The following is a 14,957-nucleotide window of genomic DNA, read 5'->3' as shown; positions in this document are numbered from 1 at the left end:
AGCGAAGCAATCCAGGGCGGTTTAAGCGGCCCTAGATTGCTTCGCTACGCTCGCAATGACGCAAGAGAGGGCTCAGTAAGCGGGCGCGTTGCCGAACTGGAAGCCGGTCGAGACTACCCATGCGAAGGCCACGGCGATGACGATGCCGATCAGCGCCTTGACCGGCGACCAGCGCAGGTCCGTCACGTCTTCTCCCGCAGCAACCGGGCGCTTGCCGGTCACCATCGGCCGCACGAGGTTCTGGCGCTTCCACGCAAGGTAGAACACCACCGCCACCACGTGAAGCACCACCAGCGCAAGGATCACGTTGAAGATCGTCGAATGCAGGTCCGACGCGGCCGAGGACTGGTCGAACGACACGTAAGTCGCCAGCGGCCCGTCGTAGAGCATGTCGATGTCGCTGGCGAACAGCCCCGCCGTCACCATCGCGCCGACGGCCAGCAGCATGGCGACCACGCTCCACCCGCCAAGCGGATTGTGCCCGTCGGCATGGCTCGCGGTCCGGTGGCCAAGGCCCTTGAAATAGGCCGCGACCGCACCCGGCCCGCGTACGAAGCTGGAGAACCGCGCGGTACGGGGGCCGAAGAATCCCCAGTAGACGCGGAACACCAGCAGCGCGAGGATGCCATAGCCCGACAGGCGATGGCGTTCGAGGTCATGCTGTTCCCCGCTCCACCACGAAAAGGCGATGAGCGCGACCAGCAGCCAGTGGAACAGGCGGATGGTCGGGTCCCAGACGGGGGTAGTGGAGCGGGTCATGCGTATCCTCAGTCGTCGGCGCGGAACTGCTTGTGGCACGAGCCGCAGGCGCCGCCGACGGCCTTGAACTGCGCGCCGATGGCCGCGGCATTGCCGGTGCCCGCGACGGCGACCAGCTTGTCGGCTTGGGCGATATAGGTCTTCATGGCGCCGTCGAAGGCGGCGCGGTTGGTCCAGATCGCGGGCAGGGCTTCGGTCTTCACCCCGGAAGACGGGCCCGAGCCGTTAGGGAACAGGCCAGCCTGCGCGCGGCCGGTGGCAGCCAGCGTCTTGGCGGCGGCGACGGCCTGGACCTTGTCGATCGAGCCGCTGGCGAGCTGGTCCTTGAGGACCTTCATGGCGCCACCCATCTTCTTGAAGTTGGCGTGGCGGGTGGCGATGGCGGTCTCGGCGGGCGAGGCGGCGATGGCGACGGTCGCGCTCACCGTCAGAACGGCGGCGGACACGCCGAGTACGGCAAGCGAGAGCTTGTTGGAAAGCGTCATGGTTTTTCGATCCTGATCGGTTTGTTGGGATTCAAGGACGATTGGTGGCTAACACAGGCGCGGCCGTTTGGCCAAAGACTTGATCGTAGACCGCTTTTACCGTCGCAAGTCCGCCTTCGGCCATCTGCGCGGGCGTTGTGCCGCGCGCATTGGCGAGGGTAGGTTTCGCGCCGTGCGCGGCCAGCACCTTGAGCATCGCGCCGAGTTGGTCGTGCATGCCGCCACCGATTACCAGATGCAGCGGCGTGGTGCCTTTCGCGTCGGCGACATTGGCATTGGGGGCCAATGCCAGCGCCTCCTCCAGCGCCGCCGCGCTGTGGCCCGAAGCGGCGGCGAGGGCGATGTTGACGCCGTTCTCGGCGACGAAAGTGCGGTTCGCTCCGCCTGCGACAAGACACTTCATAGCATCTATCTGCCCGGCCTGCGCGGCCAGCAGCAGGGGCGGTGTGGGCGGTACGGGGGCGGGCGGCATGCCGAAGTTCGCCTCCGTCACCCACGTGATCCGCGAAGGGCCGGTGAGGCCGTTCACATCCGCGCCTTTCGCCAGCAGCAGGTCGATCAGCGCCGTGTCGCCGCCCTTCGCTGCGACGTGGAGCGGCTGTTCGCCGTTGCGGTCGCGCTCGGTGAGGTCGGCGGCCATGGGCGCCAGCATTTCGGCGGCCCGCCAGTTCTTCTGGTAGAGCGCCAGTTGCAGGGCGCTGGTGTTCTCCGGCCCGCGATGGGTTGTATCGGCTCCGGCATCGAGCAGGGCGCGGGTCGCCTCGCCCGAGCCGCTGGTGATGGCGAAGAACAACGGAGTGAAGCCTTCCCCGGTGGCCCGGTTCACCTTCGCTCCCGCCTTGAGAAGCGCGGCGATCGCGCCGAGGTTCCCGGCGGAGGCGGCCCACATCAGCGGCGTCTGTCCGCGCGCATCGAGGCTGTCGGCCTTCGCGCCCTTCGCCAGCATCTGCGTGACGGTCTCTGCGCCCGAGTAGCGCGCGCAGACCGCGAGCGGGGTGACGCCGTCAGGCCCGGGCTTGCGTACATCGGCGCGAGCGTCGAGCAGTTGCACGACGATGGCCGTACTGCCGCGCTCACAGGCGAGGGAGAGGGGAGTGAGGCCTTCGGCATCGATGACATTCGGCTTCGCGCCATGCTTCAGCAGGGCGGCGACGAGCGCGGGATCCTGCGTCTCGATGGCGCGGGCAAGCGGGCTTTCGCCATAGAGCAACGGCGCGTTCGCATCCGCACCCGCCTTCAGCGCGCCCTCGACGGTGATCGGATCGGCAGTGGCAAGGGCATCGGCCAGTGTGTCGGCCTGCGCGGGCGTGGCGATAAGGCAAGCCAGTGCGGTCAAAGCTCGTCGTCCCGGACTTGCTCCGGGACCGGTGGCGGTCTTTAGGCGCGGCGTCGCGCGATGTGCCTTGCCGCGGCGTGGGCCGTTCACGGCCGGCGGTCCCGGAGCAAGTTCGGGACGACGAGGAGGCTCACGCATCGGCCAACTCCCGCAAGGGGCCGGTACTGTCGCCGAACTTCGCGGTGGGCACGCCCAGCGTCTGCAGGCCCGCCAGCATCAGGTTGGACATGGTGGTGCCCTTCTCGACCCGGCTGTGGCGCCCGCCCTTCACCAGCCCGCCCGCGACGATCACCGGCAGGTCCATGTAGTCGTGCTCGTTGGAATCGCCGAAGGCCGAGCCCCGGATCACCAGCGTGCGGTCCAGCAGCGAGGCCTCGCCATCGCGCGTGTCCTTCATCTTCTGGAGGTAATAGGCGAAGAATTCCATGTGATAGCGGTTGATCTTCGCCAACTGCGCCATCTTGTCCGGGTTGTTGCCGTGGTGGCTGAGCATGTGGTGCGAATCCGGCACGCCGATCTCCGGATACGTGCGGTTCGACAGCTCGCGCCCGATCATGAACGTGCCGACGCGGGTGATGTCGGCCTGCATGGCGAGCACCTGCAGGTCGATCATCAGCCTGACGTGCTCGGCGAAGTCGTCGGGGATACCCGCGGGTTGCTGAAGGTTCGCCGCCTGCGTGGTGGCGGGCGAAGCGGCGCTGCGCTGGATGCGCTTCTCGATGGCGCGGGTGGCGTCGAGGTATTCGTCGAGCTTGCGCTTGTCCTCCATGCCCAGCTGGCCCGAGAGGCGGCGGGTGTCGTCCATCACGAAGTCGAGGATCGAGGACTGGCGCCGCAACTGGGCGAGGCGGCCCGCTTCATCGGTGTCGCCATCGCCGAACAGCCGCTCGAACACGGCGCGCGGGTTCGCCTCGACCGGCAGCGGCACCGTGGGGGTGAGCCACGAGATGCCGTTGGTATAGGCGCACGAATAGTTGATGTCGCACGATCCGAGCAGGCTGGCGGTGTCGATCCCCAGCTCCAGCGAGGCGAGCGGGGTGGCGTCACCCAGGTGCTGCGCGAAGACCTGATCCATCGACACGCCCGCGCGGATGTCCGGCCCTTCGGTCTGCTTGGCGTGTGCGCCGGTGAGGAAGGCGGGGCACGAGCGTCCGTGGCCTGCCGGTCGGTCGCCCATGGCAGCGGCCTGCGGATGGCCGAGGCCACTGATGACGGCGATCTGCTCGCGGTGAGGCGCGAGGGGCTGGAGCGAGGAGGGCAGGACATAATCCGCGCCGGTCGCGGTGGGCAGGAAGTCCGGCATCGTCATGCCGTTGGGTGAGTAGAATACCTGAAGCCGCTTGGGCCGCGAGGACAAGTCGGCGGCCCTGGCGCTCGGCATCATGGCTTCGAGGAAGGGCAGCGCCATGGCGGCACCGGCACCGCGCAGCAAGGTGCGGCGCGAGAGGGCGGGGCGGATCACTCTCATTTCAGGGCCTTCCGGGGAATGGCGATCAGAGACAGGGCGGCGGGCCTTGCCGACGGGGCTTCGACAAGCTCAGCCTGAGCGGAATTGAGAGCGCTTTTGCCAGAGACATAGCCCCAACCCCGCTCACCCTGAGCTTGTCGAAGGGGCAGGCGCGGGGTCTGGCCATAGGCCGCCTTGAACGGCTGCGGCACGCGGCGCAGGGTGAAGGCGGGGCTTTGCGCGATCCCGCGCACGATGGTCTGGATGCGGTACTGGTCCGCCGCCGCCGCAGAGGCGATCGCGCGCACCGTGGGCATGTCGTTGGCCGAAAGCCCGCGCGCCACCGCATAGGTCATCAGCCGTTCGGTGAAGGCGCGGGTGAACTCGTCCTTGCGGTCCATGAGAACCTGCTGGAGCCCGGTGAGACCGTCGAATTTGAACCCGTCGGGCATCGTCGCGATCGTGTCGATCGGCTGGCCCGCATCCACCGTCCGCCACTGGCCGACCGCATCGAAATTCTCGAGGGAGAAGCCCATCGGATCCATCTTCACGTGGCAAACGGCGCAAGTCGGGTTGGCGCGGTGCAGTTCGAGTTGCTGGCGCGCGGTGAGCAGGCGGCCGTCGTGGCTGGTCTTGAGCGCGGGCACGTCGGGCGGCGGCGGGGGCGGCGCGGCGGCGAGCATGTTCTCCAGGATCCACTTGCCGCGTTTCACCACGCTGGTGTGGTTTCCGTAGGAGGTAACGGTCAGCACGCTGGCCTGCCCCAGCAACCCGCCACGATGCCATTCGGGACGCAGCGCCACGCGGCGGAACGCGGGGCCGGAGACGCCGGGGATACCATAGTGCTCGGCAAGGCGTTGGTTGAGGAAGGTGTAGTCGGCGCTGATGAAGTCCAGCACCGGGCGGTCGCCGCGCAGCACGTCGGCGAAGAACATCTCCGTCTCGGTCGCCATCGCCGACTTGAGGCGCACGTCGAACTTCGGGAACACCTCGGTGTCGGGGCGCTGCTGGTCGAGGTTGCGCAAGTAGAGCCATTGCCCGGCGAAGTTCGTCGTCAGCGCCTTCGCGCGCGGATCGGCGAGCATGCGGGCGATCTCGGCGTTCAGTACGGTGGGTTGGCCCAGTTTGCCCTGCTCGGCGAGAGTCAGCAGGCGGTCGTCGGGGATCGAACTCCACAGGAACAGCGACAGGCGCGTCGCCAGTTCGAGGTCGGAGACGCGGTTGACGCTCCCGGGCATCGCGCCTTGCGGATCGCGCTCCACCACGAAGAGGAATTCAGGCGAGACCAGCACGGCTTCCAGCGCCGCCTCGATGCCGTGCTCGAAGTCCGATGCCTTGCGCTCCTCGGCGTAGATGCGCAGCAGAGGAGCGACGTCGAAGCCGGCGACCGGGCGGCGCCAGGCGCGGCGGGCGAGGGTGGTGATGATCTTCGTCGCGCAGGCATCTTCCTCGCTGGCCTTTTTCGGGCGGCAGAGGAACACGGCGCGGCGGCTGGCGGTGTCCGGCACGCCTGCCGCATCGAACGGCCCGGCGACATCGACCTGCAGCACGTCGCGCGGGAAGTTCCGCTGCGAGTACCGCTGGTGCATGCGGTAGCTAGGCACGCTCAGCGTCTTGGCCAGCTTGCCGTCCACCCACACGTCGAGGGGGAGCATCTTCGGCTTGTCGAGGGGCAGTGGCACCTTGTCCGTATCGTTGCGCAGCACCTGCACCGCCTCGGACGGGGCGATGGTGCGGCGGAAGGACAGCGCCACGAGGTGCGAGCCCGCCTTCATCGGCACGCGGGCGGTGACTTTGTCCTCGGCCAGACGATCGGTTTCGTTGTTGGTGTTGGCATTGAGCCATGCCGAAACGTCGTACTGGCCGTCGTAACGGGCATAGTAGCGCTGGGCATAGCCGCCGCGCGAGGCCAGCGGCAGCATCGCGTCCGCCCGCTCGTTATACGCCGGAACGCCCGAGTTCTGGACCGACCCGTCCTTGGGCACTTGCCACGTCGTCACCACCTCGCGTCTTGAGGTGAGGCCGGTGGCCATGCGGCCGACCTTGCCTGCCACCGCGACGTAGCGTTCCATCAGCGTGGGCGAGACGGAGAGCACATCGGCGATGTTGTCGAAGCCGAAGCCGGAGTTGTCGGCAGGCAGTTCGCGGCTGAAATCGACGTCGAGCGCAAGCAGGTCGCGCACCGCATTGGCGTATTCCATGCGGTTGAGGCGGCGCAGCGCCGGGCGGCCGGGATCGGGATTGGCGGCGAGGTAGCCCGCGCGAGAGGTGTCGAGCCAGTTCACGAAGGCGGCGCGCATCTGCGCCGAGGGCTGCGTCTTGCCGTGGGGCGGCATTTCTCCGGCGGCGACGCGGCGCAGGATTTTCTCCCATTCGTCGGCGTGTTTGCCGGTGCGGATGTCGTCGGCGCGCAGGTCTTCCACCGAGAGGTCGGCGATGTTGTCGATGTCGTTGTGGCAGCGTGAGCAGTATTCGCCCAGCATCGGCTCGACGAAGTTCGCGGCCTGCTGCGGGGTCATCGCGGCGAAGCCGGGTGTCTGGTCTGGCGCGGCGTCCTGAGTTGCGGCGTAGACGGTGGCGGCGGTGACGAGTGCGCTGAGCGCGAGCGTCGTCCTGCCGAGGTTTTGTCGCCCGAAGAGGCTCATCGATGTTTCCGACCCCATGGCCGGGCCCGCGTTTTCGCGGGTTTCCGGCACGCCCTGTCCCGCCGAAACGGGTCCTGTTGGGCGGACGGGTTATCGGTTGGGGGTGTTGCGGTCCAACAGCATTAATCGGACATGGCGTGCGAGAAATTGGAGCGGGGGCGTTCGGGGACACGCGGGGGGCTTCGACAAGCTCAGCCTGAGCGGGATTGAGATACTGCGCTACCTCCGCTCACCCTGAGCTTGTCGAAGGGTTAGGCTGAGCTTGTCGAAGCCCCCGCAGCCCAAGCCGACAGCCGTGCCGTTCACGGCCAGCGGTCCCGGATCAAGTCCGGGACGACGACGCGCTTAAAGCGAGCCGATCGCCAGGAAGCGGTCTTCGCGCTGGCGGACCAGCTCAGCGCTCGAACGGCGGCTCAGCGCATCGAGTTCGCGGCCCACGGCATCTGCCAGCGCGCGTGCCGTGGCGGCGGGGTCGCGGTGCGCGCCGCCGGTGGGTTCGGAGACAATGCCGTCGATGACCTTGAGACCCAGCAGGTCCTGCGCCGTCACCTTCATCGCGGTGGCCGCGTCGGCGGCCTTGTCGGGCGTGCGCCACAGGATCGAGGACGCACCCTCGGGCGAGATCACCGAGTAGACCGAGTGCTCCAGCATCAGCACGGTGTTGGCGGCGGCAATCGCCACCGCGCCGCCCGAGCCGCCTTCGCCCACGATCACCGCCACCATCGGCACGCCGAGGGCAAGGCAAGCCTCGGTCGAGCGGGCGATGGCTTCGGCCTGGCCGCGTTCCTCGGCCTCGACGCCGGGGAAGGCACCTGCGGTATCGACCAGCGTGACGACCGGCAGGCCGAACTTGCTGGCCATCTCCATCAGGCGGATCGCCTTGCGGTAGCCTTCGGGCTTGGCCATGCCGAAGTTGTGCTTGATGCGGGTGGTGGTGTCGTGGCCTTTTTCGTGGCCGATGACCATGACCTTGCGGCCGTCCAGCGTTGCGAGGCCGCCGATGATCGCGGCGTCTTCACCGTAGAGGCGGTCACCGCCCAGCGCGACGAAATCGGTGAAGATCAGGCGCAGGTAATCGACGAAGTGCGGGCGCTGCGGGTGGCGCGCCACCTGCGTCTTCTGCCAGGGGGTTAGCTTGGCGTAGGTCGCCTCCAGCATGCCGGAGCTTTTCTTGGCGAGCTTGTCGATCTCGCTCTCGATGTCGAGGTCGCTGCCGTCGGCGGTGGCGCGCAGTTCGGCGATGCGCGCTTCCAGCTCGGCGATCGGCTTTTCAAAATCGAGGAACGAAATCATGTCAGTCTCTCAAATACGCTCGGCTTGGTCTTGAAGCCGGCCATTACCCTACATTCGTCATTGCGAGGGGCGATAGCCCCGCGGCAATCCAGAGCCGCCTAAGCTGCCCTGGATTGCTTCGCTTCGCTCGCAATGACGAGCGAAGGGTTCAGTCGGCGGCGCGTTTCGCCAGCCAGTCTTCCAGCCACTTGATCGTGTAGTCGCCTGAGTTGAACTCGGGGTCCTCCAGCAGTGCCTGATGCAGCGGGATCGAGGTCTTCACACCGTCGATCACCATCTCGCCCAGCGCACGCTTCAGGCGCATGATCGCGCCGTTGCGGCTGCGGCCGGAGACGATCAGCTTGCCGATCATCGAATCGTAGTACGGCGGGATGCGATAGCCGGCGTAGAGCCCGGAATCGACGCGCACGTTCATGCCGCCTGCCGCGTGGTAGCCCGTGACCTGACCCGGCGAGGGTGTGAAGTTCCACGGGTCTTCCGCGTTGATGCGGCACTCGATGGCGTGGCCCTTGAACTCGATCTCGTGTTGCTTGAACGACAGCGGCTGGCCGTCGGCGATGCGGATCTGTTCGCGCACCAGATCGACGCCGGTGATGGCCTCGGTCACCGGATGCTCCACCTGCAGGCGGGTGTTCATCTCGATGAAGTAGAACTCGCCGTTTTCCCAGAGGAACTCGATCGTACCCGCGCCGCGATAGGCCATGTCGGCCATCGCCTTCGAGACGATGCCGCCCATGCGGTCGCGCTCTTCCGGCGTGATGACGGGCGAGGGGGCCTCTTCGAGCACCTTCTGGTGGCGGCGCTGCAGCGAGCAGTCGCGCTCGCCGAGGTGCACCGCTTCGCCGTTGCCGTCGCCGAACACCTGGAATTCGATATGGCGGGGGTTGCCGAGGTACTTTTCCATGTAGACCGTGGCGTCGCCGAAGGCCGCCTTGGCCTCCGAACGGGCCTGGCCCATCTGGCTCTCAAGCTCGTCGGCCGAGTTCACGACCTTCATGCCGCGACCACCGCCGCCCGAAGCGGCCTTGATGATGACCGGGTAGCCGATCGTCTCGGCCAGCGCGCGCGCCTCGTCGAAGTCCTCGATCGCGCCGTCCGAACCGGGGACCAGCGGCAGGCCGAGGGCACCGGCGGTGCGCTTGGCCTCGACCTTGTCGCCCATGGTGCGGATGTGCTCGGGCTTGGGGCCGACCCACTTCAGGCCGTGCGCCTCGACGATCTCGGCGAAGCGGGCGTTCTCGGAGAGGAAGCCGTAGCCGGGATGCACCGCGTCGGCCTGCGTGATCTCGGCGGCCGAGATAATGGCCGCGACGTTGAGGTAGCTGTCCTTGGCGGCGGGCGGACCGATGCAGACCGCGTGGTCTGCCAGGCGCACGTGCATCGCGTCGGCGTCGGCGGTCGAGTGGACCGCGACGGTCTCGATGCCCATCTCGTGCGCGGCACGGTGGATGCGCAGCGCGATTTCGCCGCGATTGGCAATCAGGAGGCGCTTGATGGCCATGTCAGTCCCGCTCTCAGCCGATCACGACGAGCGGCTGGTCGTATTCGACCGGCTGCTGGTTGTCGACGAGGATCGCGGTGACGGTGCCCGCCTTGGGCGCGACGATCTGGTTCATGACCTTCATGGCCTCGACGATGAGGAGCACGTCGCCCTGCTTCACGGTCTTGCCGACCGAGATGAAGTCGGGCGCGCCCGGCTCTGCGGCGAGGTAGACGGTGCCGACCATCGGCGACTTCACGGCATCGACCGGCGCGGCGGCAGCGACGGGCGCGGCCTCTGCGGCGGCGGCAACCGGAGCAGCAGCAGCGACGGGCGCGGGCGCATAGCCCATCGGCGGCAGGCTGGCGGCCATCTGCTGGACCATCTGGCGCGAGACGCGGATCTTGCGATCGCCGTCCTCGACCTCGATCTCGGTCAGGCCGGTGTCGGCCAGCAGCTCTGCGAGCTCGCGTACCAGGGCGCTATCGATATTCACGCGACTTCCTTTCGTGCAAGATAACCGAGCAGCGTTGCCAGTGTGTCTTTCAGGTCCTTGCGGTGGACCACCATGTCGACCATGCCGTGGGCATGGAGGTACTCGGCGCGCTGGAAGCCGTCGGGGAGTTTTTCTCGGATCGTGTCCTGGATCACGCGCTGGCCGGCAAAGCCGATGAGCGCGCCGGGTTCGGCGATCTGCACATCGCCGAGCATGGCGTAGCTGGCGGTGACGCCGCCGGTGGTGGGATCGGTCAGGACGACGATATAGGGCAGGCCCGCTGCGGCAAGGCGGCGGGTGGCCACGGTGGTCTTGGGCATCTGCATGAGGGACAGGATGCCCTCCTGCATGCGCGCGCCGCCCGCAGCGGTGACGATGACGTAGGCGCAGTTCTCGGCGATCGCCTTCTCGGCACCGGCGACGAAGGCTTCGCCCACGGCCATGCCCATCGAGCCGCCCATGAATTTGAAGTCCTGCACGCCCAGCACGGCCTTGGCGCCGTTGACGGCACCGAAGGCGTTGGTCAGCGCATCGGGGTAGGGGTTGGCGGCGCGGGCGGCCTTGAGGCGGTCGGGATACTTCTTGGTATCGCGGAAATTCAGCGGGTTCTCGGGAACCTTGGGGGTCGGCAGGACGGTATAGCCGGTGTCCAGCAGCAGATCGAAGCGGGCCTTGGCGCCGATGCGGCCATGGTGCTCGCACTTCGGGCAGACCGAAAGATTGGCCTCAAATTCCTTGATGAAGAGCATCTCGCCGCAGCTGGCGCACTTCATCCAGAGTTCGTCGGGCGTATCGCGCTTGGCGAGGCTCGATATGGAATTTCGGACTTTGTCGAGCCAACTCATTCGATTTCGTACCAATCCTGCGGAAAAAGGGCCTTCGAGACTGGCCTTCTTCCCCCCTGTGTTTCGGCGCGTCTCGTGCGCGTACGGCGGCGACCCGGGAAACGCGCCGGAGCCGTACGAGGCGCGCCCATTAGAGGAATCCGCGTGATGGTCGCAAGCCAATTCGCCCCAGCCTGTGGGCAACTGCGTGGCGCAGGCATCGCCGGGGCGTAACGGAGCGGCGATATGATGGGCTCGATTGGATACGAAAACCGCGAGTAATCGGCGCTGACTGCACGCATTCTATGCAATCGTATTCATACGCTTTCCCTAAGGGGAAAGGGCGGGTTTTCGTCGTCCCGGACTTGATCCGGGACCGGCGGCGGTCTTTAGAAGCGACATTGTGTGATGCGCCTCGCCGCCACGTGGGTCGTTCACGGCCAGCGGTCCCGGATCAAGTCCGGGATGACGAAGGGAATGCCTCCTCATGCACACTCCTGGCTCCACCTCCAGCGCCGTGCGCCGCAGCACTTATGGCAACGCGCCGGGTGACGCCTTCGACTTATCCATTCCCGTCGAGGCGCCCGTGGCGATCGAAACCAACGGTATTGCCTATGCGGTGATGATGGCGACTCCGCTGGCGCTGGAGGATTTCGTCACCGGCTTCCTGATGGCCGAGGGGCTGGCGCTGGCTGGCGAGGTCGGGGAAGTCGCCGTTCATGCGACCGACGATGCCGAATGGGGCAGCGGTTATGTCGCGCGGGTGAACCTGCCGCCCGAGCGGCTTGGGCCCATCCTCGAACGCGCGCGGCGGCGGGTGGGCGACAGTTCCTGCGGTATATGCGGGATCGAGGGGGTGGAAGCCGCACTGCGCCCGCTGCCGCCGCTGGCCCGGACTTCCGAAGCGAGCCCGCAGGCGATCCGGCGCGGTCTCGACGCCATGCGCGAGGGTCAGGTGCTGGGCAAGCGGACCCGCGCCACGCACGCCGCCGCGTTTTGCAGCGAGGCGGGCGAAGTGCTGGCGCTGCGCGAGGATGTCGGGCGGCACAATGCGCTGGACAAACTGGTGGGCGCGCTCGCCCGTGCCGCGATCGATCCGGCGCAGGGGTTCATCGTCATGACCTCGCGCTGTTCCTACGAACTGGTCGAGAAGACCGTGCGGGCCGGGTGTCCGCTGCTGGTGGCGATCTCGGCGCCTACCGACCTCGCGGTACGCCGGGCGCAGGCGGCCGGGCTGCGGCTCGCGGTGGTGGCGCGCGAGGATTCCATGCTCATGGTCGATCCCGGTAAGCGGTTCGTCGAAGGCTGAACCCCGGTTATCCTTGCAGACAGGCCTGAGCGCACATAGGTTCGCGGACAACCGGGTTTTTCACGAGGACTACACATGGCTACGGCCACTGAAACTGCTGGCGAACTCAAGCTCACTCCCCCCGATCCGGTGCCGACCGTCGCGCCTGAGCGTGCGGCGGGTCTCGTGGCCATCGGGGACGAGGCGAAGTCCAAGCTGCAGGTGCGCGTGGACGAGTTCGTCGACGACCTCGTCTCGCAGGACGCCGCCTCGCCCGATTTCGGGCGCAAGGTGGACCAGATCACCAACATGGGGCGCAAGGAAATTTCCGACGCCTCCAGCCATTCCAACCGCTTCCTCGATCGCCCGGTGCGGGCGATGGACAAGGATGCGGGCGTGGGTGCCGATCTTGCCGAACTGCGCCGCACGGTCGAGGACCTCGACCCCAGCCGCAAGGGCAAGCTGCTGGAGCCGCGCAAGATCTTCGGGGTGATCCCCTTCGGCAACAAGCTGAAGAACTACTTCGACGGCTACCAGAGCGCGCAGGGTCATATCAGCGCGATCCTCGCCCGCCTGCAGGGCGGCAAGGACGAACTGCTGATGGACAACGCCGCCATCGACGTCGAGCGCCAGAACCTGTGGGCCGCCATGGGCAAGCTCGAACAGATGATCTACATGGCGCGCACGCTGGACCAGGCGCTGGAGGACAAGGCCAACGACCTCGACCACACCGACCCGGCCAAGGCGAAGGCGGTGCGCGAATCGGCGCTGTTCTACGTGCGCCAGCGTACGCAGGACCTGATGACGCAGATGGCCGTCTCGGTGCAGGGCTATCTGGCGCTGGATCTGGTGAAGAAGAACAACGTCGAGCTGGTGAAGGGCGTGGACCGCGCTTCGACCACCACGGTCGGCGCGCTGCGCACGGCGGTGACGGTGGCGCAGGCGATGGCGAACCAGAAGCTGGTGCTCGACCAGATCACCGCGCTCAACACGACGACCGCGAATATCATCGACGGCACCGGCCAGATGCTCAAGGACAACACCGCGCGCATCCACGAGCAGGCGGCGAACTCGACGATTCCCCTGGAGACGTTGAGCCGCGCGTTCCAGAACATCTACGACACGATGGATTCGATCGACACTTTCAAGCTGAAGGCGCTCGATTCGATGAAGCAGACGGTGACCTCGCTGGAGGGCGAGATCAGCAAGTCCAAGGCCTACATTGCCCGCGCGCAAGGGCAGTCCGAAGGTCTGGCGGCGGGCGACGATGCCGCCGCGAAGACATTGCTGGAGGCTCTGGACTAACCGACGATGGCTCAGCTTCCAGCCAAGACCTCGCAGCGCGTATCGCAGGACATCGTGCGCGCCGCGCGGCGCCAGCGGGCCGCGCGCATCTACAACGCACGCAAGGAGCAGTGGCGCTTTCGCATGCGCCGGTTGCGCCGGGCATTCCTGGCGATGGCGGGCATCTACATCGCCGGGCTGGTCGCGGCCCTGGTGCTGGGCGGGGTGTCGTTCACCGCCGGGCTGCTGACGTTCCTGCTGGGAGTGGCGGTCTTCGTGGTGCTCTCGATCTTCCCGGCCACCCCGCGCACCCATGTCGAGGATTTGAACGCCGCCAGCCTGCCGGAACTGGCGGGTTCCACCGAGCTATGGCTGGAAGGCAAGCGCAAGGCGCTGCCGAACGCCGCCGTCGATGCGGTGGACATGATCGGCGTGCGCCTCGAACAGCTGGCCCCGCAGCTGGCGATGCTCGACGAACGCGGTCCCGCGGCGCGCGAGGTTCGCAAGCTGCTGACCGAGCACTTGCCTGAGATGGTCAACAGCTACACGCGCATCCCCGCGCAGCTACGTGGGAAGACCGGCTCTGGCGGCACCTCTCCGTCCGAGCAGCTGGTCGACGGCCTGTGCGTGATCGCCGACCAGATCGAGGCGATGAGCGAGGATTTGTCCCGCAATGACGTCGATGCGCTGGCCACGCGCGGACGGTTCCTCGAAGTGAAGTACCTCGATAAGGAGTGATCGCGGGGGCGGCGCGCGCCGGGTCAAGGACCGTGCTATCGGACCCGGATGCACAAGATCCTGCTGTTCATGAAGCGTCGGCCGGACATTTCGGTCGAGGCATTCCGCGACTATTACGAGACGCGCCATGCGCCGCTGGCCGCGAAATATTCGCGCGGGGTGACACGCTATATCCGCCGTTACGTCGATCCGCAGCCGCATCCGGAAACCGGCGCGTTCATCGATGGCCCGGACGTGATCACCGAACTGTGGTTCGCGGATGAGGCCATCTACCGCGCGACGCTGGCCTACATCACCACCAGCCTGATGCCGGACGATATCGTCGAGGACGAGAAAAACCTGTTCGACCGCGCCTCCTTTCGCATCGCCACGGTCGTGGAGCGGGAGACGGATTTCGGGTGAGGGGCTAGGCCCACCCCGTTGCGACTAGGCAGCAAGCTGCCAAGTCTCACTCCCCTCCCGCTCGCGGGAGGGGCTGGGGGTGGGCTCTACCGCCGCAACCCTTCCTCCTTCGGTTTCCACGTCCTGTCGGTCCTTGAGGTACGCGACGGTCGTGGCAATGTCGCTCCCAGCCTCCCGTCACTGCGCGTTGCCCCTGGTATTGAGCAGGCCGATGATCCCCCCATCCACGCGAATGTCCACGCCGCTGACGTAGGACGCGGCGGGCGAGCACAGGAATTCCGCGACAGAGGCGATTTCGTCGCCCTGGCCCATGCGCTGCTGCGGGACCATGCCGATCATGGCGCGGAGCTGTTCGTTCGCCTCCGCCTCGGCATTGCCCATGGGGGTCGCGATGAAGCCCGGTGCGATCGAGGCGATGCGCAGGCCCTTCGCGCCGAAGGCGGGGGCGTCGCGCTCGACGATGCCGATCACCGCGCGCTT

The 14,957-nt window shown here is 67.0% G+C and carries 14 protein-coding genes; 4 read left to right on the top strand and 10 right to left on the bottom strand.

Features of this window, described 5'->3' with window-relative positions; all coding sequences use genetic code 11:
• Positions 1 to 72: 72 nt before the first annotated feature.
• The 9 genes from LH128_RS23720 to accD all read right to left on the bottom strand — a co-directional run bounded on the left by LH128_RS23720 (position 73) and on the right by accD (position 10,786).
• Complete coding sequence (locus LH128_RS23720) at positions 73 to 759, bottom strand: cytochrome b/b6 domain-containing protein (RefSeq protein ID WP_008832230.1); 687 nt, start codon at positions 757 to 759, stop codon at positions 73 to 75.
• Between the two features lie 8 nt (positions 760 to 767).
• Positions 768 to 1,244, bottom strand: coding sequence for a c-type cytochrome (locus LH128_RS23715; protein ID WP_008832229.1), 477 nt, complete (start codon positions 1,242 to 1,244; stop codon positions 768 to 770).
• Positions 1,245 to 1,275: 31 nt separating this feature from the next.
• The gene (locus tag LH128_RS23710; RefSeq protein ID WP_008832228.1) at positions 1,276 to 2,580 is read right to left on the bottom strand and encodes an ankyrin repeat domain-containing protein; all 1,305 of its coding nucleotides are present in this window, start codon (positions 2,578 to 2,580) and stop codon (positions 1,276 to 1,278) included.
• 130 nt (positions 2,581 to 2,710) lie between these two features.
• The gene (locus LH128_RS23705; protein WP_008832227.1) at positions 2,711 to 4,048 is read right to left on the bottom strand and encodes a DUF1552 domain-containing protein; all 1,338 of its coding nucleotides are present in this window, start codon (positions 4,046 to 4,048) and stop codon (positions 2,711 to 2,713) included.
• Positions 4,045 to 6,672, bottom strand: a complete 2,628-nt coding sequence (locus tag LH128_RS23700) for a DUF1592 domain-containing protein (RefSeq protein ID WP_051211569.1) — start codon at positions 6,670 to 6,672, stop codon at positions 4,045 to 4,047. Before LH128_RS23700 ends, LH128_RS23705 begins: the two co-directional genes overlap by 4 nt.
• A 345-nt stretch (positions 6,673 to 7,017) precedes the next feature.
• Positions 7,018 to 7,965, bottom strand: a complete 948-nt coding sequence (locus LH128_RS23695) for an acetyl-CoA carboxylase carboxyltransferase subunit alpha (protein ID WP_008832225.1) — start codon at positions 7,963 to 7,965, stop codon at positions 7,018 to 7,020.
• Between the two features lie 148 nt (positions 7,966 to 8,113).
• The gene (gene accC, locus LH128_RS23690) at positions 8,114 to 9,466 is read right to left on the bottom strand and encodes an acetyl-CoA carboxylase biotin carboxylase subunit (RefSeq protein WP_008832224.1); all 1,353 of its coding nucleotides are present in this window, start codon (positions 9,464 to 9,466) and stop codon (positions 8,114 to 8,116) included.
• 13 nt (positions 9,467 to 9,479) lie between these two features.
• Positions 9,480 to 9,941, bottom strand: a complete 462-nt coding sequence (gene accB / locus LH128_RS23685; protein ID WP_008832223.1) for an acetyl-CoA carboxylase biotin carboxyl carrier protein — start codon at positions 9,939 to 9,941, stop codon at positions 9,480 to 9,482.
• A complete protein-coding gene (gene accD, locus LH128_RS23680; RefSeq protein ID WP_008832222.1) occupies positions 9,938 to 10,786 on the bottom strand; it encodes an acetyl-CoA carboxylase, carboxyltransferase subunit beta in 849 nt (282 codons plus the stop codon). The genes accB and accD overlap by 4 nt, the downstream gene beginning before the upstream one ends.
• A gap of 466 nt (positions 10,787 to 11,252) precedes the next feature.
• On the opposite strand from accD, the gene fdhD reads away from it, so the two are divergent.
• From fdhD to LH128_RS23660, 4 genes are all read left to right on the top strand, one after another.
• On the top strand, positions 11,253 to 12,074 hold the full coding sequence (gene fdhD, locus LH128_RS23675; protein WP_008832221.1) for a formate dehydrogenase accessory sulfurtransferase FdhD: 822 nt from the start codon (positions 11,253 to 11,255) through the stop codon (positions 12,072 to 12,074).
• A gap of 75 nt (positions 12,075 to 12,149) precedes the next feature.
• Positions 12,150 to 13,358: a toxic anion resistance protein gene (locus LH128_RS23670; RefSeq protein ID WP_008832220.1), complete on the top strand. Its 1,209-nt coding sequence runs from the start codon at positions 12,150 to 12,152 to the stop codon at positions 13,356 to 13,358.
• 6 nt (positions 13,359 to 13,364) lie between these two features.
• Positions 13,365 to 14,075 (top strand): hypothetical protein, encoded by a 711-nt coding sequence (locus tag LH128_RS23665; protein ID WP_008832219.1) that lies wholly within the window; start codon positions 13,365 to 13,367, stop codon positions 14,073 to 14,075.
• 48 nt (positions 14,076 to 14,123) lie between these two features.
• Positions 14,124 to 14,477, top strand: coding sequence for an EthD domain-containing protein (locus tag LH128_RS23660; RefSeq protein WP_008832218.1), 354 nt, complete (start codon positions 14,124 to 14,126; stop codon positions 14,475 to 14,477).
• 177 nt (positions 14,478 to 14,654) lie between these two features.
• Here the strand turns inward: LH128_RS23660 and LH128_RS23655 are convergent.
• Positions 14,655 to 14,957, bottom strand: a 303-nt coding sequence (locus LH128_RS23655; protein ID WP_008832217.1) for an SDR family oxidoreductase, incomplete at its 5' end; no start/stop codon positions are given.

The organism is Sphingomonas sp. LH128 (assembly GCF_000293195.2).
Taxonomy (GTDB): domain Bacteria; phylum Pseudomonadota; class Alphaproteobacteria; order Sphingomonadales; family Sphingomonadaceae; genus Novosphingobium; species Novosphingobium resinovorum_A.
Note: the sequence above shows the minus strand (reverse complement) of the source record. Positions and strands in the feature narration are given on the sequence as shown.